Here is a 21,006-nt window from a genome sequence, read left to right as displayed (position 1 = left end):
TTCCTGGAGACCAAGGCCGCCGGTGACAATGAAGACCCCCTGGCCGCCATCTCGGCGGCTCTGGATGAGCGCGACGGCGCCGTGAAGTCTCGCTTCACCGACCTGGAGACCAAGCTCGCCCAGGCCGTGGAGCGTGCCGATCGCCTGGAGACCGCCTTCAAGCGCCACGGCACCGGCGGTGACGAAACCACGGGCCCGACGCTGGAGGAGAAGGCGTTCTCGACCTTCCTGCGCACCGGCCCGGACGGCCTGCCGGAGGTGGAGCGCAAGAGCCTCACCGTAGGCACCGACACTGCCGGCGGCTACCTGACGACCTCGCAATTCGAGCGGGAGATCATCAAGAACCTGGTGCAGTTCTCGCCGATTCGTCAGGCCGCACGTGTGGGCCAGATGGCGTCGGGGGAAATCATCATTCCTCGCCGCACCGGTGCGCCGACCGCCTATTGGGTCGGCGAGACGGACGCCCGCACGGGGACGCAGGCCGCCTATGGCCAGGCCCGCATCACGGCCCACGAAAGCGCCTGCTACATCGACGTCTCGCAAAAGCTCCTGGAGGACGCGGAGTTCTCCGTCGAAAACGAGATCGCCATGGATCTCGCCGAGGAGTTCGCGCGGCTGGAGGGCTATGCGTTCGTGGTGGGCAATGGCGTGGGAAAGCCGGTCGGCATCCTGTCCGACACCGGCGTGACCAGCGTCGTCAGCGGCGCGGCGGCCACGGTCACCGCCGATGGCTTGATCAACATCCTCTACGCCCTCCCGGCCTTCTACCGGAACAAGGCGACCTGGATGATGAACGGGACCACGCTCGCCGCGATCCGCAAGCTGAAGGACGGAAATGGCCAGTATCTCTGGATGCCGGGTCTGATGGCTGGCCAGCCGGAGACCATCCTGGGGCGCCCGGTTGTCGAGGCCGTGGACATGCCCGACGTCGGCGCAGGCCTGACTCCGATCGCGGTGGGCGATTTCATGCAGGCGTATCGCATCTACGACCGCACCGGCATGTCGATCCTTCGCGACCCCTACACCATGGCGACGTCGGGCCTGGTCCGCTTCCATGCTCGCCGCCGTGTTGGTGGCGACGTGGTCAAGGCTGAGTCCCTGCGCAAGCTGACGATCTCCGCCTAAGGGCAAGGGCGGTGGCTGGCCATCCTGCCAGTCGCCGCCTCCTCGCCCACACAGCAATCAAGGAGGAGATAGTGAGTGATCGCGCAAACTGAATCTGAGCGTGCAGCGCTCATTGAACGACTTGAGCGCCTAGTCGAAGAAGCGACCGCAGCGGAAACCGACCTCGACCTAGAAACCGCTGAGCGCCTCTGGCGCGAGGGGATCCGGGCGATGCCAGACGATCCGGCAATTCAAGCCTACGTCGGTTCCTTCCTCCTCTCCACCGGCCAACTGGAGGAGGCTGAACTTCTATTCAGGCGCGCGCTCAACCGGGCGCCGCGCAATCCGCCGTGGGAACCCCACATGCGGTTCATCATCGCCCAGGCGCAGCTTGCCGGCGGCATGGACACTCGTTCGGCATGGGAGGGATTGAGGTGGCGGTTCGCGGCGTCCGACCTCGCGCATCCTGAGCTGCCGGGCCGAGAGTGGAAGGGCGAGCCGTTGCGTGGGCGCCGGCTCATCATCGTGAAAGAGCAAGGCTTCGGCGACGAGATCCAGTGCGCGAGGTTCGCGCTGGCATTGCAGGCCCGCGGGGAGCGCGTGGTTCTGACCTGCAGCCCCGAACTTGAGCCGCTCTTCCGAAGCATGGGCGTCGAAACCATGGCGGTGGAGCATGACGACGACTTTGCCGCTACGTCCCCCGATGATCGGTGGGTGCTGTTGTTCGACATCCCCGCCCGCGCTGGCTTCAGGCTTAAGAACCTTCCGCCTGCCCCTTACATCCCGACGCCCGCAGCGACCACGCCTCGGGGCTATTCGGTGGGCGTCGTGGCCGAGGGCAACGCCGTGCACTGGAACGACGAGCGGAGGTCCTTGCCGGCCGAGTTGGCGTGCCGTCTGCGGCAGCTTCCCGGCGCCATGAGCCTCCACGTCCGCGACACCAACGCCGAGAACTTCGCCGACACCGCCGCGATCATTGCCGGTTTGGATCTGGTCATCACCGTCGACACCTCAGTCGCGCACCTGGCCGGGGCGATGGGAAAGCCCGTCTGGATCATGCTGCCGGCCTTCGGGGTCGACTGGCGCTGGCAACGGGGCCGCGAGGACTCGCCCTGGTATCCGAGCGCGCGGCTCTATCGCCAGCCGAAGGCCGGTGACTGGCTGAGTGTCATTGAGCGTATCGAGCGAGACCTAGCGGAACGGACCTTCACCGCCTTCGGCGCCGCGGCCTGACCAAGGGTGCCTAGTAGTGGAACACGTGCGCGTTGCGGCGAGCGACCCCAATGGGGGTAGGAGCTCTAGCGACGATGGCCGCTAGCAATGACTCGCGGAGCCTAGAGCGTCGCCGTAAGGTTGCGCCATTGACCGAAACGGCGCGAAGGCAGGCGATGGATCGTCTACAACTCCTCAAGGAACTGTCGTTTGGCTCCCAAGTGGCCGAGGAAGAAGTCCAGTTCCTTGAGAGCTACTTCGTCCAAACCGATCAGTGGAACCGCATTGTAGGCGGGAAAATAGACATTGTCCGAGGCGAAAAGGGAGCCGGTAAGAGCGCCCTCTACCTCCTGCTCGGGAAGAACAGCAACGCGCTGCTAGACCGCAAAATATTACTAGTTAGCGGAGAAAATCCGCGTGGCGCCACGGTATTCAAAGATCTAATCTCAGACCCCCCAACGTCCGAACCCGAGTTCGTCGTTCTTTGGAAGGTCTATGTCCTCTCAATTATCTGCCATGAACTTCGCGATGTCGGGATGGATGATGGCGAGATCAAATCGGTCTTCGGCGCCCTTGAAGATGCAGGCCTCTTAGAGGCCAAGCTGAACCTCGCTGGGTTGTTGAGGGTCGCGCAAAATTTCGCACGCAAGATACTCACCCAGGCGAAGTTCGAAGCTGGCGTCGAACTTGACCCCAGCACGGGCGCGCCATCGGGCATCATCGGACGCATCTCGCTCGCGGAGCCCACGGGGGAGCTGCGTCAACGCGGCGTTTCATCGATTGATGGTATGTTTGAGAAGGTCAACGAAGGCCTAGCCAAAAGCGGATACAGCGTTTGGGTCCTACTGGACCGCCTGGACGTCGCTTTTGCAGAAAGCCACGAGTTGGAGGCCAACGCGATCCGCGCCCTAATGAAGGTCTACAGCGACCTTCGCGCGCTGGATCAGATTTCATTCAAAGTGTTCCTGCGCGAAGACATCTGGAAGCGCGTGACGGCTGGAGGGCTGCGGGAGGCCAGCCACATTACGCGCTTTGAGATCATGAAGTGGACGCCGCCGATGCTTCTGAATCTCGCGCTGCGCCGGATTCTTAGCAATCAAATCCTGATAGACGAGTTCAGGATTGATCGGGACGAAGTTCTGCGGGATTCCCAACAACAAGAAGAGTTGTTCGCGCGGCTCTTTCCGCCGCAGGTCGATCAAGGCCCACAGAAGGCGACAACGTTCAACTGGATGGTGGGCCGGTGCGCGGACGCCACCGGCAAGACGGCTCCCCGTGAATTTATCCACCTTTTGAACTGCATCCGGGATGAGGAGATCAAGCGGTTGGAACGGGGCGGTGGTGCGGCCCCTGGGGAGCAACTCTTTGACCGGTCAGTGTTCAAGCTGGCGCTACCTACAGTCTCGGAGACGCGACTCAACACCTATCTCTACGCGGAGTATCCCACTGAGCGCCCGTTCTTGGAGAAGCTGGAAGGGCAGAAGGCGGAGCAGACGCCAGAGAGCCTAATGGCAATCTGGGGGATGGCTCGGGAAACCGCCCTCAGGAAGGCGGGGGACCTTGTCGCGCTCGGATTCTTTGAATCTAGAGGCTCTCGCACCGACCCGACGACCTTCTGGGTGCCGTTCCTCTATCGGGACGCATTACACCTCGTGCAAGGCAAAGCGGAGGGCGATGAGACTTAATCGTCCAGCCTGATCGTAGTGGCGTCCACGGCGGCAAGACCGTCGCCGCACTTAGACCGGCGCCATCTGCCCAAAGTGGACAGATAGCCCGCACCGTTGAGCGCGGCGGCTCGACCTACACCATGAACATCGCGCCGCGCGCCCCTCCGCCGCCGCGCGCAGACCGTCCGGTGTTCGACAGCACGCCGTCGTGCCCAGCCCATCACTATGCAAATGCACAGTGAGCCCGAGGCCCGAACGAGCGCACTGCTTCCAGCCCGGAAGCAGTTGACGGCAAGACCGTCAGCACCCGTCGGCCGCGCCCATCTGCGGAACTTCCGCAGATAGCCATCACACAGTCGCCAGCTTGCGGCCAGAGCCGGTCTTCACTGTGCAAACGCACAGTCAACCCGAGGCGCGCACGTACACCACCCGCCACGGCACAACGGCGACGACCTACAACAGCTCCCGGCGCAGGATCGCCCGCTCAGTCAAGCGCGAGACTGCCTTGGCGGCGAGAAGCTGCGCCTTTCGGGCGGGTGACAGCCTATCCGGCCATTTGCCGCGGATCGGGATCACGTTGTAGTTCCGCGCCGCTTCCGCCATGGCGGCCTCTGCGGCTTGTTCAAGCCTTGCGAGAAGTTGGTCGCGTTTCGCGGGCTTGGTGATGCTCAGGAGCACGGCCAGGGCGAAGGTGATCACCTCGTCGGGACTAGGCTGCGGTTCGGTGTGTGGCAAGCCGGCCATCAGAACACGCCTTCCGGGCCGACGCTGACAGCTTTGCCGTCCGCCGGTCGGAACATCAGAAATGGGCGGCCCGAGAGCATGATCAGGTAACAGTCTTCCGGCTTCAGGCCAGCCTCCATGGCCTTGAACCCCATCTCCCGGCCTTCGGGATGCATGAACCCCAGGGCGTGGATGAACTCCGGCCAAGCGTCAGGGCGACGCATCGGAGTTGCTGCGGACGCTGGCTGAAAGGCCAGCAACGCTGAAGCCCCTAGGGCGACAGAGGGCACCGCTGCGAAGAGCGCCCGCCGGGTGTGTTGAGCGGCCATCACGCGAGCTCCAGCGTTCTACGGGAAGCCGTGACCTGGCCGTCTCGACCTCGTTTGCCGACGCCCATGACCTTGTGGACAGCTCCGATTTGATCGGCCCACAGATCGAATGATCGGGGCGGGTTCAGCTGTTCCACAACGATGGAGGCGACGACATTGCTGGCGCCGGGCTCCCAAGGAAATTCCAAGCCGTGAAGGCCGTACTTCAGGCGCTTGACGATGGCCTCGTAGCCCCAGAGCGCCTGGGCGGCCGGCTTGAGGTGGATGATGACTGTGTCGCCCGCGACCGGCGTGATGATGCTGCTCACGATGATCGGGACGCCGTGTTTGAACTCCGGCTCCATGCAAGCCCCGTGGGGGACGACGGCGTAGATCTCGGGATACGGCTTCGCCAGTTGCAGAGGTGTCGCGGCGCGCGGTGTCTGGTGGATGCCCATCACGCCACCGCCATTTCAGCCGCGGCAGGAGCCGGACGGGTCGGAGCGGGCGCCGGGATAGTCGGTTCGGAGGCGTCGCCGCGCCAGGTCGGGAACAGCTTGGCCAGCATGATCGACGCCGGATCGGACTTCGGCCCAATGCCGAGTGTGGTAAGATTGGCAGATGCCATGACCTGATCTCCTATGGATCGGTTGCGGTTAGGGCCGAGCAGGTTGCAGCCTGCTCGGCTCATCATCGCTTGCGTTAGCAGCGACTTGGGCATAATGCTCAACTTATGACTGATGTAAACAATAATATGATGCTTCCCGCACAATGCCGGGCGGCCCGGGGCCTGTTAGGCATCGACCAGGCGCACCTGGCGACAAGTTCAGGAGTTTCACGGAATACGGTTGCTGACTTCGAGGCCGGACGCCGGGCGCCAAGAGGCCGAAGCATCACCGCGATGCGCCAGGCGCTCGAAAGGGCTGGCGTCATGTTCATCCCACAGAACGGTGACGGCCCAGGAGTCCGCATGCGGTTCGAATGGGCCATCGCGCATACCCGAGACAACGGCACACAATGCGTTCTCGCGAGGCGGCAGAAGGGCGACCCGCTTGAGGTCGTGGAAATCGAACACGCCCTATCGGCGGCCGAGGAGGCCGAGCGTCGAGGTCAGCGAGAATTGGCGGTGTCCCTGCGGACAGCGGCGCAAGTCGCGCTACACAATGAGGATCCGCGCCTGGGAGAGGCCGTACAACGATACAACCGCTCAAGGGCGGCCCTCGCTGCTCGCTCTCTTGGGGGACCTATGAGCGCGGCGGAGGAAGAACTGGCAGCCCAGGAACGTCGGTATCTGCAACAAGTCGCCGAGGAAATCGCCGCGTTGAGGGCCCGGGAACCATGAGCTGGTCGACGGCCAATATTGCTCTAGTGATCAGCGGTCTGGCGCTAACCGTCTCACTCGCTGGTCTCGCCTGGAATGTCTGGTCCAAATTCATTTACCCGAAGCCGAAGCTGCAGATCAGCCTGTCTGTGGTCCTGCTGATAGATCCAGACGCAACCGGAAAACCGCCAGCCACCATTCGGCTGTCGGCGACCAATCACGGGCCAATCGCGGCGGACCTGGCTGGCGCGGTCATCCGGTCTGGCGGTACAGGCCGCCGGGCCCAGCGCGGCATTCCCCACATGCTGGTGCAGCCCTTCTATTCCGCCGCGTTCAAACCCGCAGCAGGGCTGGATTTGCCGATCGCAGTCGGAAAATCGGTCTCGATCTACTTCCCCCATGGCGAGGAATCGTTCTTTCGGCGCGGGGTTGATCGCATCGGCGTCTACGACGGGTTCGGCCGGAATCACTGGGCCTCGCTGAAGCAGTTGGAAGAGGTGAAGCTGTCGCTTCGCGAGGAATATCCCGACGCCTGGACGTCGTCGGCATTGGCTGAGGCTCAGGCCCACTTTCTCAAAAGGCGGCCAGCGGGGCGGTGGGCAGCTGCTAGAGCGGCGTTAGCTACTTGCTCGGGCTAGCGGCCCCCAAGAATTCGGAAGGGCTGAGGTGACCCCTATTGTGTTGGCGACCGGCAGCGCCCTCCAGGCCCTCTTCGGCACCGTGAGGACGGATGGCCCGGAAACGGCGTCACGCGGCCCTGGCGGCGCTGAACGCGGTCGCGGCCGTGTCGCTCAAGATCAGCGCAGGAGCCGGCGCTTGACCACAACTCACCAGATCCCCGGGGTCGGGACGCCGAGGGCAACACATTGCCGTTACCTGAGGAGTTACCTGGAGGGTGCTGCGGGGGCCTGGCCAGCATGGCCGAAAACCCCCGCAACCCCTTATCTTGTCGATGGTCGGAGCGACAGGATTCGAACCTGCGACCCCTTGACCCCCAGTCAAGTGCGCTACCAGGCTGCGCCACGCTCCGACATCGGCAAGGCGGCCCTTCTAACCTCTTGCGGCGCACGGGCAAGCTCGAATTTCCGGGCAGCGCCGATATCTGCGCCAGCGCAGCGCAGCTTGCGGCTCAACGCTTCAGGAGCGCGTCGAGTCGGCGCTTGGCGGCCTGCAGGTCATCGAGGGCGAAGACCAGGCGTTCGCGGTCTTCGGCGCCCAGGCGAGCGCTGGTGAGATCTAGGACAGGCCGGTGGTCTGCAGGCTCGAGCGGCGGCGCACCCTGCCCGCTGGCGGCCGAGAGCAGGCGCTTGAGGCCCTGTTCCTTGTGCAGGCGCTGAACGCCCTTGATGGTGTAGCCGTCCTCGTGCAGCAGGGTCTTGACCCCGCGCAGCATCGAGATGTCCTGCGGGCGGTAGAACCTGCGCCCACCCGCCCGCTTCATGGGCCGGATGAAGGAGAACTTGGTCTCCCAGAACCTGAGCACGTGCTGGGGCACGCCCAGCTCGTCGGCCGCTTCCGAAATGGTGCGAAAGGCGTCCGGGCCCTTGGCCACGGGCGGCCTCTCTCTACTTTCCGAGGGCGCGGTCTACTCGCGCCTTCATGACCTGCGAAGCGCGGAAACCGATCACGCGCCGAGGTTCGATCGCGGCGGGTTCGCCGGTCTTCGGGTTGCGGCCCATGCGGGCCCGCTTGGCGCGTACTTGGAACACGCCAAAGCCCGAAAGCTTGACCTGTTCGCCGCGCTCCAGAGCCTGGGCGGCCAGTTCGAGCGTACGCTCGACAAGTTCGGAGCAATCCTGGCGGGTGAGGCCCACCTCCTCGTGAACCGCCTCGCACAGGTCGGCCCGCGTTACTGTCGCGCCCTTCATCCTCGCCCCTGCCCCTACTGAACCACTGCGACGGGCCGCAATCGCGGGAACGTCGGATAATCGTCATGGCCTGATTGTCGCATCAGGTCAAAGACTTCAAGGCGTAACCGGGTACGGGCCCAAAGCTTTCGCCTAGAGGCGTACGACGCAGGCGCCCCAGGTCAGTCCCCCGCCCATGGCCTCCAGCAGCAGCAGTTGGCCGGGCTTGATGCGTCCGTCCGAAATGCCTTCGTAAAGCGCCAGCGGGATCGAGGCCGCCGAGGTGTTGGCGTGCTTGGCCACGGTCGAGATAACCTTCTTCTCGTCGATGCCCAGGCGCTTGGCGACGCCTTCCAAAATCCGTTGGTTGGCCTGGTGGGGAATGAACCAGTCGACGTCGGCGACATTAACGCCCGCATCCACGGCGGCGGCCACCACAGCCTCGGAGATGTTCACCACGGCATGGCGGAAAACCTGGTTGCCCTGCATGCGGAGATGGCCGATCTGGCCGTTGGTGGAAACTCCGCCGTCCACATAGAGCAGGTCCTGCTTGGTGCCGTCGGCGCGCAGCGCAAAGCCCAGCAGGCCGCGGTCGGCGGTGGTCCCGTCGCCCTCGCCCGGCTCCAGAACCACGGCGCCGGCCCCATCGCCGAACAGCACGCAGGTGCCGCGGTCGGTCCAGTCCATCAGCCGGGTCATGGTCTCGGCCCCGATCACCAGGGCGCACTTGGACCGATTGCGGGCCACGAACCCGTCGGCCGTGGAGAGCGCGTAGACGAACCCCGAGCAGACCGCCTGGACATCGAAGGCGATCCCTACGGGGCAACCGAGCTTGCGCTGCACGATCGTGGCCACGGCCGGGAAGGTCAGGTCCGGCGTGGTGGTGCCGACGATGATCAGATCGACGTCCGCCGGCGTCTTGCCCGCCGCGGCCAGGGCCTTCCTCGCGGCTTCCACCGCCAGATCGGAGACGGGTTGGTCCGGGGCGGCGCGATGGCGCTGGCGGATGCCCGTGCGTTCGATGATCCACTCGTCGCTAGTGTCGACCGTCTTGGAGAGGTCGGCATTGGTGACAATCTCGTCGGGCAGATAGCCCCCGACCCCGGTCACGACGCTACGCAGGACTTTAGTCAACGGTTGCAGCTCCATCGGCGGCCGGCGCACTCGACTCGGCCACGGCGGCGGTGAGCCGCGTCATATTCTTTTCGACCTCGCTGGCGAAGTCGCTTTGCGAAAGGCTGGCGGCCATGCGGATGGCGTCAGCGAAGTCCTGGGCCTTGGCGCCCCCGTGCGACTTCACCACCACACCGTTGAGGCCAAGAAGTGGCGCCGCGCGGGGCGGGTTCAGTTTCTGGCCGAACCGGCGCAGGCCGGAACGGGCCAGCAGGGCCCCGGCGGTGGTGATCAGCGAACTGGTCAGGGCGGCGCGGAGCTCGGCCTCCACATAGCGGCCGGTGCCCTCGGCGGCCTTCAGCATGATATTGCCGGTGAAGCCGTCGGTGACCGCGACGTCGACGGTGTTCTTCGACAGGTCGTCGCCCTCGATGAAACCGCGATAGTCCAGGTCGAACTTGCCGGAGCGCAGGATGGCGTGCGCCTGGCGCACCTCCTCGTGGCCCTTCACGTCCTCGGATCCGACATTGATCAGCCCAACCGTCGGCTTGGCGACGCCGTGGAAGGCGCGGTGGAAGGCCTCGCCCATGATGGCGAACTCCACCAGCCGCTCGGCGTCGCAGTCGATATTGGCGCCCACGTCCAGCACCGTGGTCAGGCCCTTGGCGCCGGGCCAGCTGGCCACCAGGCAAGGACGGTCGACGTCAACGCTCATCCGCAGGATCAGCTTGGAGATGGCCATCAGGCCGCCGGTGTTGCCGGACGAAACCGCGGCGACCGCCTCGCCGGTCTTCACCGCCTCGACGGCGTTCCACATCGAACTGCCCTTGCCGCGGCGCAGGGCTGTGGCCGGCTTCTCGTCCGAGGCGATGACCTTGTCGGTATGGCGGATCTCCACCTGGGCCTTGAGCGCCGGGTGACGGGCGAGCTCAGGCGCCAGCATCGCCTCGTCGCCATGCGCGAGGAACCGCGTGCCGGGCGGCATGACCTTGGCGGCGAGCGCGAGGGCGGGAACGGTCACGGAAGGCCCGTGGTCGCCGCCCATCGCATCGATTGAAATGACCAGGGATCGGGTCAAGAGATTGCGTTCAGCCCCCTATTGCGACCGCGCCCGGACGATACAGCCCAGGCATGGCGATGCAAACCGCGCGAGGACCGCGCGATCATTCGCCCTCCCCCTTCAGCTTTTTCAGGGCGGCGAAGGGCGACAGGTCGGTGGTGTCGGGGGCGTAGTCGAACACCGCTCCGGGCTTGCGGGGAAAGGGATCGATCTCCAGCGCCAGCTGCTCGATCAGGTAGGCCGAGAGGTCGATCTCCTCATCGGCCAGCACATCCGGCGGATCGGGCTCGTCAGGGTCGAACTCCAGTTCCACCGTGGCGGCTTCCGACTCAGGAGGCGCATGCGGGCTGCCGGCCGGGACCACCCGGAACTCGATGTCGGCGGTCAGCGGCTGTTCGAAGGCGTCCAGGCTGACGCCGCAGATCTGCTCCACCACGGCGTCGAGCTGGCCGAGGATCTCTGCGCCGTCCAGCCAGGCATGGACGGTGATGTCGGCGGTCAGGGCCGGCAGGCTCTCCAGGCCGATCTCCTTGGCGATCAGGGCGCGGGTCTCGGCGTCAGGCTCCAGACGGACCTTCACCGGCCCCTTGGACAGTTCCTGCAGGCGAATCGTCTGGCTCCAGGCGCGCTTCATGCGGGGTTCCAGTCGACGACGCCGCTCAGCAGCGTGTCCAGGGGCTGATCGGCGAGCTTGGCGCGCTGGGCCAGCACATAGGCGGCCAGCTTCGGAGCGGCCGGCGATTCGGCCTCGGCATAGACCGTGCGGACCAGCAGGGCCTCCAGGGCCGCCGTGACCGGCAGCGATTCGAAGGCCGCCTCATACGACTTCACACGGCCGTAGAAGGCCTCGCCGATCTTGCGCATTTTCTTGCCCACCGACAGGTCCCCGACCCCCATCTCCCGCAAGGCGTCGTCGAGGGAGGAGACATAGGAGTCAAACAGGGCCTGGGCCGTATCGCTGGCCTGCGCGCCCTGCCGCTTCAGGCGGTCCAGCAGCAGGAAGACATGCAGGCTGTAGATCTCGAAGCGTCCTTCGACGGTGTCGGGGGCGGCATAGACCTCGTAAAGCGCCGGCGTCCGCGACTGATCGACCACGCAGGCGAACAGAGCGCGACCGGCGGTCAAGGCGGGCTTGGGGCGGAACAGACGGTCCAGAAGCATCTTGGCCTCGATTTCGCCCGAAGGGGCCTTTAAGGGCGGCATTGCAGTAAGGGGCCGCGAGCGATAGGTCAAAGCCCAGGAAAATTGAACGGGTCTGATCCGCACATGTTTCGCAGTGTCGCCTTCGCCGCAATCGCCGCCGGTCTCATGGCCACGGCCGCCTGCGCGCCGATCACCACCTATTCGGGGTTCCAGGCCATCGACGCCAATCCCAAGGACGTGAAGGTGGGCACCGACACCAAGTCCGTCGTCCGCGGCCGGCTGGGTTCGCCCTCCGCCACCTCCACCTTCGACCCGAACGTCTGGTTTTATATCGACCAGGTCAAGGAGACCGTGGCGTTCCGTATGCCCAAGACCACGCGGCGCGACGTCACCGCCATCGCCTTCAACAAGGACAGTGAAGTGGTGGAAAGCGTCAGCCAGTACACCCTGAAGGACGGCAAGGTCATCGCCTTCAATGACCGCGAAACCCCGACCCGGGGCCGCGAGCTGACCATCTTCGAGCAGCTGATCGGCACCGTCGGACGTGGCACCATGCTGCCCAACGAAGACGAGGGCGTCCCCGGCAGCCGCCCGGGCGACCGCCGCTAAACGCCACCGAGCCACACAATGAAAAACGCCCCGGAGATCGCTCTCCGGGGCGTCTTCATGTCCGTCTCAGCAGACTATTGCTGCGCCAGGACCGCCAGCAGCAGCAAGGCCACGATGTTGGTGATCTTGATCATCGGGTTCACCGCAGGACCCGAGGTGTCCTTGTAGGGGTCGCCGACGGTGTCGCCGGTCACGGCGGCCTTGTGAGCCTCCGAACCCTTGCCGTGCAGGACGCCGTCAGAGTCGGTGAAACCTTCCTCGATCACCTTCTTGGCGTTGTCCCACGCGCCGCCGCCCGAGGTCATCGAGATGGCGACGAACAGCCCGGTGACGATAACGCCCATCAGCATCGCGCCGACGCAGGCGAAGGCGTCGACCTTGCCGGCGATCGCGTTGATCACGAAGAACAGCACGATCGGCGAGGCCACCGGGAGCAGCGACGGCACGATCATCTCGCGAATCGCCGCCTTGGTGAGGATGTCGACGGCGCGGCCATATTCCGGCTTCACCTCGCCCGTCATGATCCCGGGGTTTTCCCGGAATTGACGACGGACCTCCACCACCACCGATTGCGCGGCGCGGCCCACGGCGGTCATCGACATGCCACCGAAGAGGAAGGGCAGCAGGCCGCCGAACAGCAGGCCGACCACGACGTAGGGGTTGGACAGATCGAAGGCCACCGCCCCTAGGCCGTCGAAGAACGAGCCCGGCGCCGCATTGGCCGCGAAGTACTTCAGGTCTTCCGTATAGGCCGCGAACAGCACCAGGGCGCCGAGACCGGCCGAACCGATCGCGTAGCCCTTGGTCACCGCCTTGGTGGTGTTGCCGACGGCGTCGAGGGCGTCGGTGGTGACGCGCACTTCCGGAGGCAGGCCAGCCATTTCGGCGATGCCACCGGCGTTGTCGGTGACCGGACCGAAGGCGTCCAGGGCGACCACGAAGCCCGCCAGGGACAGCATCGCGGTCGTGGCGATGGCGATGCCGAACAGGCCCGCCAGGTTATAGGTGACGATGATGCCGACGATGATCACCAGGGCGGGGGCCGCGGTGGCCTCCAGGCTCATGGCCAGGCCCTGGATGACGTTGGTCCCGTGGCCGGAGACCGAGGCCTGGGCCACGGACTTCACGGGGCGGAAGTTGGTGCCGGTGTAGTACTCGGTGATCATCACGATGAGCGCGGTGATCACCAGGCCGGCCATGGAGCAGTAGAACAGCGACATCGAGTCGAAGGTCTTCTCCAGCGGCGTGCCGGCGTTGACGGTCAGGGGTTCGGTGACCAGGGCGGGAATCAGGAACCACAGCGCGATGGCCGAGAGCACGCCGGTAACGATGAGGCCCTGATAGAGGGCGCCCATGATCGAGCCGGACTTCCCCAGGCGGACGGCGAAGGTGCCGATGATCGAGGTGATGATGCAGACGCCGCAGATGGCCAGCGGGAGCAGCATGATGCTGGGGAGAAGGGCCGAACCGCCGAAGAAGATGGCGGCCAGCACCATGGTGGCGACCGTGGTCACCGCATAGGTCTCAAACAGGTCGGCGGCCATGCCGGCGCAGTCGCCGACATTGTCACCAACATTGTCCGCGATAGTGGCGGCGTTGCGAGGGTCATCTTCCGGAATGCCGGCTTCGACCTTGCCCACCATGTCGCCGCCAACGTCGGCGCCCTTGGTGAAGATCCCACCGCCCAGGCGGGCGAAGATGGAGATCAGCGAGGCGCCGAAGCCCAGCGAGACGAGGCCGTCGATCACGTGCCGATCGGCGGGGGCCAGGCCTTGGACCTGGGTCAGGTAGCCGTAGTAGCCGGCGACGCCGATCAGGGCGAAGCCTGCGACCAGCAGGCCGGTGATGGCGCCGGAGGTGAAGGCGAGCTTCAGGCCCTTGGCCAGGCTCTCCGAAGCGGCCTGGGCCGTGCGGACGTTGGCGCGAACCGAGATCAGCATGCCGGCGAAGCCGGCGGCGCCCGAAAGCACCGCGCCGATCAGGAATCCGGCCGCCGAATAGCCGCCGATCAGGAAGTACAGGGCGATCAGGACGACGACGCCCACGATCGCGATGGCGGTGTACTGGCGCTTCAGATAGGCCTGCGCGCCCTCCTGAATGGCGGCGGCGATCTCCTGCATCTTCGCGTTCCCGGGCGATTCCCGGAGCAGCGCGGCGGTCTGGACGATGCCGTAAAGCACCGCCAGAACGCCGGCGGCGATCACCAGCTCAAGCGTAAAACTCATTATCTGAAAGCCCCTTGTGCAATTGTGCGGAGGGGGGACGACGCCAGCCTTAGGCGCGCGCGTCGGTATGTTCCCGGCCCCATGGTGTTTCCCCAGCAGAGCGCCTTGGCGGCGCCCCTTTTATTTGAGAGCGTGAAGGTGCCAAAACTGGCGCCCGTAAGCAACGTCTGTTGGCCATTCGGGCCCTAGGGCCGCATTTCGCGCGCCGAAGTCACCCGAGAGCGGGCAGGCCGGTGCGCTTCTTGGGCGATTGGGAGAGGACGGCGACGCCCTTGACCTCCTTGGCCCCGCCGATGACGATGGCTTCGCGCAGCAGGACGGCCTTCAGCTTGGCCTCATCGATCTTGGTGTAGTCGGTCGCCAGGGTGAAGAACGGCGAGCGATGCCCGGCCCGCACCAGCGCATCGCGGAAGTACGGCTCTTTCGCCCGCAGCTTGGCTGTGTTGGCCAGGGCCGCAAGCTGGATGCGGACCGAGACGAACACGTAGTTGACCAACAGGCCGCGCACGATGATGGGCAGGGCCACAGGCGACAGGTCCACGTACTGGCCGTCCGTCTTCGCAACCGCGGGCTCCTTCTTCGGCGCCGCAGCCCGCGTTGGGGCGGCGATAAGCGCGAGAGGCGCAAGGGCGAGGAGAGCGCGACGGTCCATCCCGCCACCCTGACAGGATATGGTTTCCGGAAGCTTGCGGGGCTTCGGAGCTGACCTAGAGGCCTCTTCACGCGAGGTCAGGCGTGGGTCCAGCCGCCCGCGCCCGGATCGATGATCTCGTCACCGACTCTGACCTCGATCCCCCCGCCCTCCACCATCTCTCCGATGACCGTCAGGCCCTTCAGGTCCGGATGCTCGGCTGACGCGGTGCAGACGATCTCATAGTCGTCGCCCCCCGTGGCCAGCCGCAACAGCGCCGCGGCCTGATCGTCCTGCGTGGCCAGCCAGGCGCGGGCGGGGTTGGAAAGCGGCATCCGTTCCAGGTCGAGCCTCAGGCCCAAACCGCTGGCCTGGGCGATGTGGCTGGCGTCGGCCACCAGCCCGTCGGAGACGTCGGCGGCGGCGCTGGCGTGCGCGCGGAGTGGGTCACGCAGGTCCAGGCGCGGATTGGGCAGGCGGTGCGCCTCCGCCAGCCAGCGACGATCCAGTTCGCCCCATCCCGGGCCCCAGTCGAGCCAGCCATCGCCGATCGGTCCGCTCACCATCAGCAGGTCGCCGGCCTTGGCGCCGCTCCGACGAATCATGGTCCCGCTGGGAACCCAACCCATCAGGGTCATGGAAACCACCAGCGGGCCGGGTGTGGAGACCGTGTCACCCCCCAGCAGGATGACATCATAGGCCAGGCCGTCCTCATCCAGGCCCCGCGCAAACGCCTGGCGCTGGTCCCATCCGAAGCCGGGTGGCCAGGCGGTCATCAGGAAGTAGCCGTAGGGTTCGGCGCCCTTCGCGGCCAGGTCGGAGAGATTGGAGCGCAACAATTTGCGCGCCACAATGTCGGGCGGATCATCGGGGCGGAAATGCACCCCGGCCACCAGGGCGTCCTTGGTCACCACCAGATCGAAGCCCGGCCGCGAGGGAATCGCCGCGGCGTCGTCCATTAGATCGAGGGCCTCGGCCGCGCCGCGGGTCAGCGGCCGGAACAGCCGGGCGATCTGTTCGAATTCATCCGGCGCGGACATCCTGCGCCACCTTGTCCAGGGCGCCGTTGACGAACCCCGGCTCCGGTCCCTCGAAGAAGGACTTGGCCAGCTCGACATACTCGTCGATCACCACCTCGACCGGCACGTCGTCGCGGTGGGACAGCTCATAGGCGCCCGAACGGAGAATGGCGCGCACGGTGGCGTCCAGCCGGTCCAGCTTCCAACCGGTGGCCAGGCGCTTGACCACGGCGGCGTCGATCTCGCGCTGGCTCTGCACCACGCCGCGCACCAGTTCGGCGAAGAACAGCTCGTCAGCGGCGGCCAGGGGATCGCCCTCCCCGTCACCCTCGATGCCGCGATCAAAGCGGTGGTCGGTGAATTCGCGGATGACCGCCTCGACGCCGACGCCGGAGACTTCCATCTGGTACAGGGCCTGGACGGCGGCGAGGCGCGCGACCGAGCGGGCCTGCTTGGGCTTGCTCATCGGACGCCCATGAGCTGGCTCTTCAGCGAGATCATGGTGAGGGCCGCGCGGGCCGCGCCGCCGCCCTTGTCGCCTTCGCTGGCCTTGGCGCGCGCCCAGGCCTGGTCCTCGTCCTCGACAGTGAGAATGCCGTTGCCGATGGCCAGGCGTTTGCCGACCGTCAGGTCCATGATGCCGCGCGCCGACTCGTTGGAGACGATCTCGAAATGATAGGTCTCGCCGCGGATCACCGTGCCCAGGGCCACATAGCCGTCATAGCGCACGCCGGTGGCGCCGCCTTCCTCTGCAAGCGCGATGGCGCCGGGGATCTCCAGGGCGCCGGGCACCGTCACGACGTCATACTCCGCACCCTGCGAGGTGATGGCGTCCGCCGCCCCCTGCAGCAAGGCGTCGGCCAGGTCGGAATAGAAGCGCGCCTCGACGACGAGGATGCGGATTTTGTCTTCGAGCATGAGTTCTTTCCGGACGGCCACCTGTTTGGCCGCCCCCTTTAGGCTGTTTCTCGCCAGCGGGCGAGATACCGGGCCAGCATGTCGATCTCGAGATTGACGCGGGAGCCGACGTTCAGGGTCCCCAGGGTGGTCACGTCCCAGGTGTGGGGGATCAGGTTCACCCCGAACACGTCGTCCTCGACCTCGTTCACGGTCAGAGACACCCCCTCGATGGTGATGGAGCCCTTGGGGGCGATGAAGCGGTGCAGGGGCCGGGGAACCCGGACCTGCACCCGGTGCGAGCCGCCCTCGCTCTCGATGGAGATCACCTCGCCGACGCCGTCGACATGTCCCGAGACAATGTGGCCGCCCAGTTCATCGCCCACCCGGGCGGCGCGCTCCAGGTTGACCGGACGGCCCTCCTCCCAGTCCGATAGGGTGGTGAGGGCCAGGGTCTCTCCGGAAACCTCGACGGCGAACCAGCCGTCGTGCTTCTCCACCAAGGTCAAGCAGCAGCCGGCATGGCTGATGGAGGCGCCGATATCGACGGTGGAGAGATCAAAATTGGTCTCGATCTCGAACCTGCGGTCGCGGTTGGTGTCGCGGACGGCGCGGACGCGGCCCACATCGGTGACGATTCCGGTGAACATTCAGATCCTCTCGTAGCGTTCCCACACATCGGGACCCAGCAGCTGAAGATCAACCCGCTTAAGCCTGGGCGCGTCGGAAAGCGCCTGGATGGCCAGGGCGCCGACGCCAGGCCTGCCCTCCCCGCCGATGATCATGGGCGCCCGGAACCACTCCAGCCGGTCCACCAGGCCGCAGCGCAGGAAACTCGCGGCCACCTGTCCGCCGCCCTCGACGAACAGGCGATCCAGGCCCTCGGCGGCCAGGGCCCGGACCACATCAAGCAGTTCGGGCCGCTCGTCGCCAACCGCATGGACCTGCAGCACCCGGACGCCGGCGTCGATCAGGCGGGCTTCCGGGGGCGCGGTGGAAATCAGATAGGTGGGGATGTCGCGGGACGTAGCGATCAGCTTGCAGCCGTCGGCCAAGCGCTGGCGGCTGTCCAGCACGACGCGGGCCGGCTGCGGACCGTTGAAACCGGCCAACCGAACAGTCAGCTCAGGATCATCGGCTAGGGCCGTCTCCACGCCGACGACGACCGCATCATGCTCGGCGCGCAGGCGATGGACCTGCTGACGCGCCTCATTCCCGGTGATCCAGCGGCTCTCCCCGGTTCCGGTTGCGATTCGGCCGTCGAGAGACGTAGCGAGCTTGAGGCTAACGCTCATCCTCTGAACCTTCGCTCAGGCCCTCTTCGCCAAGGAAGGTGGCGAACTCGCCGGCCTCACGGAAGTCGCGGTAGACCGAGGCGTAGCGGACATAGGCCACGTCATCGAGGACCTTGAGCTGCTTCATCACCATCTCGCCGACGGCCGACGACGGCAGCTCGGTCTCGCCCATGCTCTCAAGCTCGCGCACGATGGTGGAAATCATCTTCTCGATGCGATCGGGCTCGATGGGCCGCTTGCGGGTGGCGATCGCAATCGAGCGCGCAAGCTTGTCACGTTCAAATGGCGTACGCCGCCCCGACCGCTTCAGGATGGTCAGTTCGCGCAGTTGCACCCGCTCGAAGGTCGTGAAACGCCCGCCGCACTCCGGGCACAGCCGCCGCCTCCGGATGGCCGCGCCGTCTTCCGACGGGCGGCTGTCCTTCACCTGGCTTTCGAGATGACCGCAGAATGGGCAGCGCATGATCTAGCCCCTCCTGGCCAATCCAACCCCTATTAGAAGGATTAGCTGTAGATCGGGAAGCGTTTCGTCAAGGTCAGGACCTCGGCCTTCACCTTGGCTTCCACGGCGGAATTGTCGCCGCCGGCCGCGACGCCGTCCAGAACCTCACCGATCCAGGTCCCGACCTGACGGAATTCCGCCGGACCGAAGCCGCGCGTCGTACCGGCCGGCGTGCCCACCCGCAGGCCCGAGGTCTGCATGGGCGGAAGCGGGTCGAAGGGGATGCCGTTCTTGTTGGTGGTGATGCCGGCCCGCTCCAGGGCGATCTCGGCGTCGGCGCCGGAGACGTTCTTCGGCGTCAGGTCCACCAGCATCAGGTGGCTGTCAGTGCCGCCGGAGACGATCTTGAAGCCCGCCGTTTGCAGGCTGGCGGCCAGGGCGCGGGCGTTGTCGATCACCTGGCGGGCGTACTGCTTGAACTCCGGCCGCAGGGCCTCGCCGAAGGCCACAGCCTTGCCGGCGATCACGTGCATGAGCGGACCACCCTGCAGACCGGGGAATACCGCGCTGTCGAGCTTCTTGGCCCATTTCTTGGAGTTGGTGAGGATCATGCCGCCGCGCGGACCGCGCAGGGTCTTGTGCGTCGTCGTGGTCACGATGTGGGCGTGGGGGAATGGGTTGGGATAGGCGCCGCCCGCCACCAGACCCGCATAGTGGGCGATGTCCACCATCAGCAGGGCCTCGACGCTGTCGGCGATTTCGCGGAATTTCGCGAAGTCGATCGCCCGCGAATAGGCCGAGCCCCCGGCGATGATCACCTTGGGCTTTTCGGCCAGGGCCACTTCGGCGGCCTGATCATAGTCGATCATGTGGTCCTGCTGGCGCACGCCGTAGGCCACGGGACGGAACCACTTGCCCGACTGGTTGACGCTCTTGCCATGGGTCAGGTGGCCGCCGGCCGCCAGGTCCATGCCCATGAAGGTGTCGCCGGGGCTCATGGTGGCCATGAAGACGGCCTGATTCGCCTGGCTGCCGGAGTGCGGCTGCACATTGGCGTACTCACAGCCGAACAGCTGCTTGGCGCGCTCGATGGCGATCTCCTCGACTTCGTCCACCACCTCGCAGCCGCCATAGTAGCGTTTGCCCGGATAGCCCTCGGCGTACTTGTTGGTCAGGACCGAGCCCTGGGCCTCCAGCACGGCGCGGCTGACGATGTTCTCAGATGCGATCAGTTCGATCTGATCCTGCTGGCGCTTCAGCTCCCGCGTCAGGACGCTGGAGACGGCCGGGTCGCTCTCCGAAGCAGGCGCGGTGAAGAAGGCGTCGATGAAATTGGCGGCTTGGGCGGTCATGAGAGGGCCTTTCGGGAATCTGGGGAGGACGGGCCTGGGCGGCTCTTTACCGCCTCGCGGGCTCTGGTCCAAACGCTGGGAACCATGTCGGGTCGGAGGCGTTGACGCCAAGTCCGACGGCCCTGGGCGAAGGGGTGCGCGGGCTTTTGCAATGCCATGTACCCAAGGGGGGCTTGATGAGTATCGACCGGGAAGTTGACGGCACGGATGTCGAAGAGGTTCTGTCCCTCGCCACCGGCATCGTCTCGGCCTTCGTCAGCCGCAACTCTGTGTCTCAGAACGACCTGCCAGAATTGATCCGGTCGGTGCACCAGGCCCTGCAGGGCCTTGGCCAGACCGCGCCCATCGCCGTGGAAGAACGGCCCAAGCCTGCGGTGCCGATCAACAAGTCGATCCAGCACGACTTCATCGTGTGTCTTGAAGACGGCAAGCGGTTGAAGATGCTGAAGCGCTACCTGCGTTCGCGGTTCGACATGAGCCCCGATGACTATCGCCGTCGCTGGGGGCTGGCGCCCGACTATCCGATGGTGGCCCCGGCCTATGCGGCGCGGCGGTCCGACTTCGCCAAGCAGATCGGCCTCGGCAAGGGCGTGCGGCGACGGACCTGAGTTGGGCGGCCCGGCCGCCTGATCGTTCAGATGAATATAGAAGTTGAGGCTTCTCCGAAGCGGTGAGTGCGCGCCACATATGCGCCTGCGCGCCTCGAATCGCAAGCCGGCGACGGCTTTTCCTCACCGCCGCCCTCAGCGCCTCCGCCGTCAGGCGGCGTATCCGCCGACGCGCTTGATGTTGCAGTGGGCCCACAGCCGTTCGAGAGCCTGGGCGAGATCGTCCATCATGGCGTCGGTGTGGGCGGGCGAGGGTGTGAAGCGCAGGCGCTCGGTGCCGCGCGGGACCGTGGGGTAGTTGATCGGCTGGACGTAGACGCCGTGCTCTTCCAGCAGGATGTCGCTGATCATCTTGCAGTGGACGGGATCGCCCACCAGCACCGGGACGATGTGGCTCTCCGAGGGCATGACCGGCAGGCCGGCCTTGGCC

The 21,006-nt window shown here is 65.8% G+C and carries 27 protein-coding genes and 1 tRNA gene; 7 read left to right on the top strand and 21 right to left on the bottom strand.

The window, feature by feature from the left end; genetic code table 11:
• The 3 genes from RMO97_RS01095 to RMO97_RS01085 form a co-directional block, all read left to right on the top strand.
• On the top strand, window positions 1-1,125 hold a 1,125-nt coding region (locus RMO97_RS01095), incomplete at its 5' end, for a phage major capsid protein (RefSeq protein WP_310538714.1).
• A gap of 75 nt (window positions 1,126-1,200) precedes the next feature.
• The gene (locus tag RMO97_RS01090) at window positions 1,201-2,337 is read left to right on the top strand and encodes a glycosyltransferase family 9 protein (RefSeq protein ID WP_310538713.1); all 1,137 of its coding nucleotides are present in this window, start codon (window positions 1,201-1,203) and stop codon (window positions 2,335-2,337) included.
• A gap of 74 nt (window positions 2,338-2,411) precedes the next feature.
• Window positions 2,412-4,001, top strand: coding sequence for a P-loop ATPase, Sll1717 family (locus tag RMO97_RS01085; RefSeq protein ID WP_310538712.1), 1,590 nt, complete (start codon window positions 2,412-2,414; stop codon window positions 3,999-4,001).
• Window positions 4,002-4,436: 435 nt separating this feature from the next.
• Here the strand turns inward: RMO97_RS01085 and RMO97_RS01080 are convergent, their stop codons facing one another.
• The 4 genes from RMO97_RS01080 to RMO97_RS01065 form a co-directional block, all read right to left on the bottom strand.
• Complete coding sequence (locus RMO97_RS01080; RefSeq protein ID WP_310538711.1) at window positions 4,437-4,727, bottom strand: hypothetical protein; 291 nt, start codon at window positions 4,725-4,727, stop codon at window positions 4,437-4,439.
• Window positions 4,727-4,930: a hypothetical protein gene (locus RMO97_RS01075; protein WP_310538710.1), complete on the bottom strand. Its 204-nt coding sequence runs from the start codon at window positions 4,928-4,930 to the stop codon at window positions 4,727-4,729. The genes RMO97_RS01080 and RMO97_RS01075 overlap by 1 nt, the downstream gene beginning before the upstream one ends.
• A gap of 104 nt (window positions 4,931-5,034) precedes the next feature.
• Entirely contained in the window at window positions 5,035-5,472 is a 438-nt protein-coding gene (locus RMO97_RS01070) for a hypothetical protein (RefSeq protein WP_310538709.1), read from the bottom strand.
• Window positions 5,472-5,642 carry a hypothetical protein gene (locus tag RMO97_RS01065; protein WP_310538708.1) on the bottom strand — a complete coding sequence of 57 codons (171 nt, stop codon included), beginning with the start codon at window positions 5,640-5,642 and terminating at the stop codon, window positions 5,472-5,474. The genes RMO97_RS01070 and RMO97_RS01065 overlap by 1 nt, the downstream gene beginning before the upstream one ends.
• 105 nt (window positions 5,643-5,747) lie before the next feature.
• Here RMO97_RS01065 and RMO97_RS01060 point away from each other — a divergent pair, with 105 nt between their 5' ends.
• Together RMO97_RS01060 and RMO97_RS01055 are read left to right on the top strand one after the other, a co-directional pair.
• Window positions 5,748-6,356, top strand: a complete 609-nt coding sequence (locus RMO97_RS01060) for a helix-turn-helix transcriptional regulator (RefSeq protein ID WP_310538707.1) — start codon at window positions 5,748-5,750, stop codon at window positions 6,354-6,356.
• Window positions 6,353-6,973 (top strand): hypothetical protein, encoded by a 621-nt coding sequence (locus tag RMO97_RS01055; RefSeq protein WP_310538706.1) that lies wholly within the window; start codon window positions 6,353-6,355, stop codon window positions 6,971-6,973. Before RMO97_RS01060 ends, RMO97_RS01055 begins: the two co-directional genes overlap by 4 nt.
• Window positions 6,974-7,288: 315 nt before the next feature.
• Here the strand turns inward: RMO97_RS01055 and RMO97_RS01050 are convergent.
• From RMO97_RS01050 to RMO97_RS01020, 7 genes are all read right to left on the bottom strand, one after another.
• A tRNA-Pro gene (locus tag RMO97_RS01050) sits at window positions 7,289-7,365 on the bottom strand.
• 99 nt (window positions 7,366-7,464) lie between these two features.
• Window positions 7,465-7,887: a MerR family transcriptional regulator gene (locus RMO97_RS01045; RefSeq protein WP_310538705.1), complete on the bottom strand. Its 423-nt coding sequence runs from the start codon at window positions 7,885-7,887 to the stop codon at window positions 7,465-7,467.
• Window positions 7,888-7,900: 13 nt separating this feature from the next.
• Window positions 7,901-8,203 carry an integration host factor subunit alpha gene (locus RMO97_RS01040; protein ID WP_293497622.1) on the bottom strand — a complete coding sequence of 101 codons (303 nt, stop codon included), beginning with the start codon at window positions 8,201-8,203 and terminating at the stop codon, window positions 7,901-7,903.
• Window positions 8,204-8,335: 132 nt separating this feature from the next.
• Entirely contained in the window at window positions 8,336-9,331 is a 996-nt protein-coding gene (locus RMO97_RS01035; RefSeq protein WP_310538704.1) for a beta-ketoacyl-ACP synthase III, read from the bottom strand.
• Window positions 9,309-10,373 carry a phosphate acyltransferase PlsX gene (gene plsX, locus RMO97_RS01030; protein WP_310538703.1) on the bottom strand — a complete coding sequence of 355 codons (1,065 nt, stop codon included), beginning with the start codon at window positions 10,371-10,373 and terminating at the stop codon, window positions 9,309-9,311. The genes RMO97_RS01035 and plsX overlap by 23 nt, the downstream gene beginning before the upstream one ends.
• An 85-nt stretch (window positions 10,374-10,458) precedes the next feature.
• Window positions 10,459-10,989, bottom strand: a complete 531-nt coding sequence (locus RMO97_RS01025) for a DUF177 domain-containing protein (RefSeq protein ID WP_310538702.1) — start codon at window positions 10,987-10,989, stop codon at window positions 10,459-10,461.
• Entirely contained in the window at window positions 10,986-11,516 is a 531-nt protein-coding gene (locus RMO97_RS01020; RefSeq protein WP_310538701.1) for a ubiquinol-cytochrome C chaperone family protein, read from the bottom strand. The genes RMO97_RS01025 and RMO97_RS01020 overlap by 4 nt, the downstream gene beginning before the upstream one ends.
• Before the next feature lie 105 nt (window positions 11,517-11,621).
• Here RMO97_RS01020 and RMO97_RS01015 point away from each other — a divergent pair, with 105 nt between their 5' ends.
• Window positions 11,622-12,107, top strand: coding sequence for an outer membrane protein assembly factor BamE (locus RMO97_RS01015; protein WP_310538700.1), 486 nt, complete (start codon window positions 11,622-11,624; stop codon window positions 12,105-12,107).
• Between the two features lie 74 nt (window positions 12,108-12,181).
• Here the strand turns inward: RMO97_RS01015 and RMO97_RS01010 are convergent, their stop codons facing one another.
• The 9 genes from RMO97_RS01010 to glyA all read right to left on the bottom strand — a co-directional run bounded on the left by RMO97_RS01010 (window position 12,182) and on the right by glyA (window position 19,968).
• Complete coding sequence (locus tag RMO97_RS01010) at window positions 12,182-14,332, bottom strand: sodium-translocating pyrophosphatase (RefSeq protein ID WP_310538699.1); 2,151 nt, start codon at window positions 14,330-14,332, stop codon at window positions 12,182-12,184.
• Window positions 14,333-14,543: 211 nt separating this feature from the next.
• A complete protein-coding gene (locus RMO97_RS01005; protein ID WP_310538698.1) occupies window positions 14,544-14,984 on the bottom strand; it encodes a hypothetical protein in 441 nt (146 codons plus the stop codon).
• Between the two features lie 77 nt (window positions 14,985-15,061).
• Window positions 15,062-16,003 (bottom strand): thiamine-phosphate kinase, encoded by a 942-nt coding sequence (gene thiL / locus RMO97_RS01000; protein WP_310538697.1) that lies wholly within the window; start codon window positions 16,001-16,003, stop codon window positions 15,062-15,064.
• The gene (gene nusB / locus RMO97_RS00995; RefSeq protein WP_304778186.1) at window positions 15,987-16,448 is read right to left on the bottom strand and encodes a transcription antitermination factor NusB; all 462 of its coding nucleotides are present in this window, start codon (window positions 16,446-16,448) and stop codon (window positions 15,987-15,989) included. Before nusB ends, thiL begins: the two co-directional genes overlap by 17 nt.
• The gene (gene ribH, locus RMO97_RS00990) at window positions 16,445-16,900 is read right to left on the bottom strand and encodes a 6,7-dimethyl-8-ribityllumazine synthase (RefSeq protein ID WP_304778189.1); all 456 of its coding nucleotides are present in this window, start codon (window positions 16,898-16,900) and stop codon (window positions 16,445-16,447) included. The genes nusB and ribH overlap by 4 nt, the downstream gene beginning before the upstream one ends.
• Before the next feature lie 38 nt (window positions 16,901-16,938).
• Entirely contained in the window at window positions 16,939-17,529 is a 591-nt protein-coding gene (locus RMO97_RS00985; protein WP_310538696.1) for a riboflavin synthase, read from the bottom strand.
• A complete protein-coding gene (locus RMO97_RS00980; protein WP_310538695.1) occupies window positions 17,530-18,174 on the bottom strand; it encodes a RibD family protein in 645 nt (214 codons plus the stop codon).
• Window positions 18,164-18,637, bottom strand: a complete 474-nt coding sequence (gene nrdR, locus RMO97_RS00975) for a transcriptional regulator NrdR (RefSeq protein WP_310538694.1) — start codon at window positions 18,635-18,637, stop codon at window positions 18,164-18,166. Before nrdR ends, RMO97_RS00980 begins: the two co-directional genes overlap by 11 nt.
• A gap of 41 nt (window positions 18,638-18,678) precedes the next feature.
• On the bottom strand, window positions 18,679-19,968 hold the full coding sequence (glyA, locus tag RMO97_RS00970) for a serine hydroxymethyltransferase (protein ID WP_310538693.1): 1,290 nt from the start codon (window positions 19,966-19,968) through the stop codon (window positions 18,679-18,681).
• A gap of 176 nt (window positions 19,969-20,144) precedes the next feature.
• Here glyA and RMO97_RS00965 point away from each other — a divergent pair, with 176 nt between their 5' ends.
• Complete coding sequence (locus tag RMO97_RS00965) at window positions 20,145-20,576, top strand: MucR family transcriptional regulator (RefSeq protein ID WP_310538692.1); 432 nt, start codon at window positions 20,145-20,147, stop codon at window positions 20,574-20,576.
• A 150-nt stretch (window positions 20,577-20,726) separates the two neighbouring features.
• Here the strand turns inward: RMO97_RS00965 and RMO97_RS00960 are convergent.
• The coding region (locus RMO97_RS00960; RefSeq protein WP_310538691.1) for an aminotransferase class I/II-fold pyridoxal phosphate-dependent enzyme at window positions 20,727-21,006 on the bottom strand (280 nt) is incomplete at its 5' end.

Origin of the sequence: Phenylobacterium sp., from assembly GCF_031425575.1 — a bacterium.
In the GTDB taxonomy this organism is placed as follows: Bacteria; Pseudomonadota; Alphaproteobacteria; order Caulobacterales; family Caulobacteraceae; genus Phenylobacterium.
Note: the sequence above shows the minus strand (reverse complement) of the source record. Positions and strands in the feature narration are given on the sequence as shown.

What these genes read in the sequence shown, in the direction of transcription:
- RMO97_RS01085 (WP_310538712.1), top strand. Translation starts at nt 2,412, where the DNA reads ATGGCCGCTAGCAATGACTCGCGGAGCCTAGAGCGTCGCCGTAAGGTT.
- RMO97_RS01080 (WP_310538711.1), bottom strand. Translation starts at nt 4,727, where the DNA reads ATGGCCGGCTTGCCACACACCGAACCGCAGCCTAGTCCCGACGAGGTG.
- RMO97_RS01075 (WP_310538710.1), bottom strand. Translation starts at nt 4,930, where the DNA reads ATGCGTCGCCCTGACGCTTGGCCGGAGTTCATCCACGCCCTGGGGTTC.
- RMO97_RS01070 (WP_310538709.1), bottom strand. Translation starts at nt 5,472, where the DNA reads ATGGGCATCCACCAGACACCGCGCGCCGCGACACCTCTGCAACTGGCG.
- RMO97_RS01065 (WP_310538708.1), bottom strand. Translation starts at nt 5,642, where the DNA reads ATGGCATCTGCCAATCTTACCACACTCGGCATTGGGCCGAAGTCCGAT.
- RMO97_RS01060 (WP_310538707.1), top strand. Translation starts at nt 5,748, where the DNA reads ATGACTGATGTAAACAATAATATGATGCTTCCCGCACAATGCCGGGCG.
- RMO97_RS01055 (WP_310538706.1), top strand. Translation starts at nt 6,353, where the DNA reads ATGAGCTGGTCGACGGCCAATATTGCTCTAGTGATCAGCGGTCTGGCG.
- RMO97_RS01040 (WP_293497622.1), bottom strand. Translation starts at nt 8,203, where the DNA reads ATGAAGGGCGCGACAGTAACGCGGGCCGACCTGTGCGAGGCGGTTCAC.
- RMO97_RS01035 (WP_310538704.1), bottom strand. Translation starts at nt 9,331, where the DNA reads ATGGAGCTGCAACCGTTGACTAAAGTCCTGCGTAGCGTCGTGACCGGG.
- RMO97_RS01025 (WP_310538702.1), bottom strand. Translation starts at nt 10,989, where the DNA reads ATGAAGCGCGCCTGGAGCCAGACGATTCGCCTGCAGGAACTGTCCAAG.
- RMO97_RS01020 (WP_310538701.1), bottom strand. Translation starts at nt 11,516, where the DNA reads ATGCTTCTGGACCGTCTGTTCCGCCCCAAGCCCGCCTTGACCGCCGGT.
- RMO97_RS01015 (WP_310538700.1), top strand. Translation starts at nt 11,622, where the DNA reads ATGTTTCGCAGTGTCGCCTTCGCCGCAATCGCCGCCGGTCTCATGGCC.
- RMO97_RS01010 (WP_310538699.1), bottom strand. Translation starts at nt 14,332, where the DNA reads ATGAGTTTTACGCTTGAGCTGGTGATCGCCGCCGGCGTTCTGGCGGTG.
- RMO97_RS01005 (WP_310538698.1), bottom strand. Translation starts at nt 14,984, where the DNA reads ATGGACCGTCGCGCTCTCCTCGCCCTTGCGCCTCTCGCGCTTATCGCC.
- thiL (WP_310538697.1), bottom strand. Translation starts at nt 16,003, where the DNA reads ATGTCCGCGCCGGATGAATTCGAACAGATCGCCCGGCTGTTCCGGCCG.
- nusB (WP_304778186.1), bottom strand. Translation starts at nt 16,448, where the DNA reads ATGAGCAAGCCCAAGCAGGCCCGCTCGGTCGCGCGCCTCGCCGCCGTC.
- ribH (WP_304778189.1), bottom strand. Translation starts at nt 16,900, where the DNA reads ATGCTCGAAGACAAAATCCGCATCCTCGTCGTCGAGGCGCGCTTCTAT.
- RMO97_RS00985 (WP_310538696.1), bottom strand. Translation starts at nt 17,529, where the DNA reads ATGTTCACCGGAATCGTCACCGATGTGGGCCGCGTCCGCGCCGTCCGC.
- RMO97_RS00980 (WP_310538695.1), bottom strand. Translation starts at nt 18,174, where the DNA reads ATGAGCGTTAGCCTCAAGCTCGCTACGTCTCTCGACGGCCGAATCGCA.
- nrdR (WP_310538694.1), bottom strand. Translation starts at nt 18,637, where the DNA reads ATGCGCTGCCCATTCTGCGGTCATCTCGAAAGCCAGGTGAAGGACAGC.
- glyA (WP_310538693.1), bottom strand. Translation starts at nt 19,968, where the DNA reads ATGACCGCCCAAGCCGCCAATTTCATCGACGCCTTCTTCACCGCGCCT.
- RMO97_RS00965 (WP_310538692.1), top strand. Translation starts at nt 20,145, where the DNA reads ATGAGTATCGACCGGGAAGTTGACGGCACGGATGTCGAAGAGGTTCTG.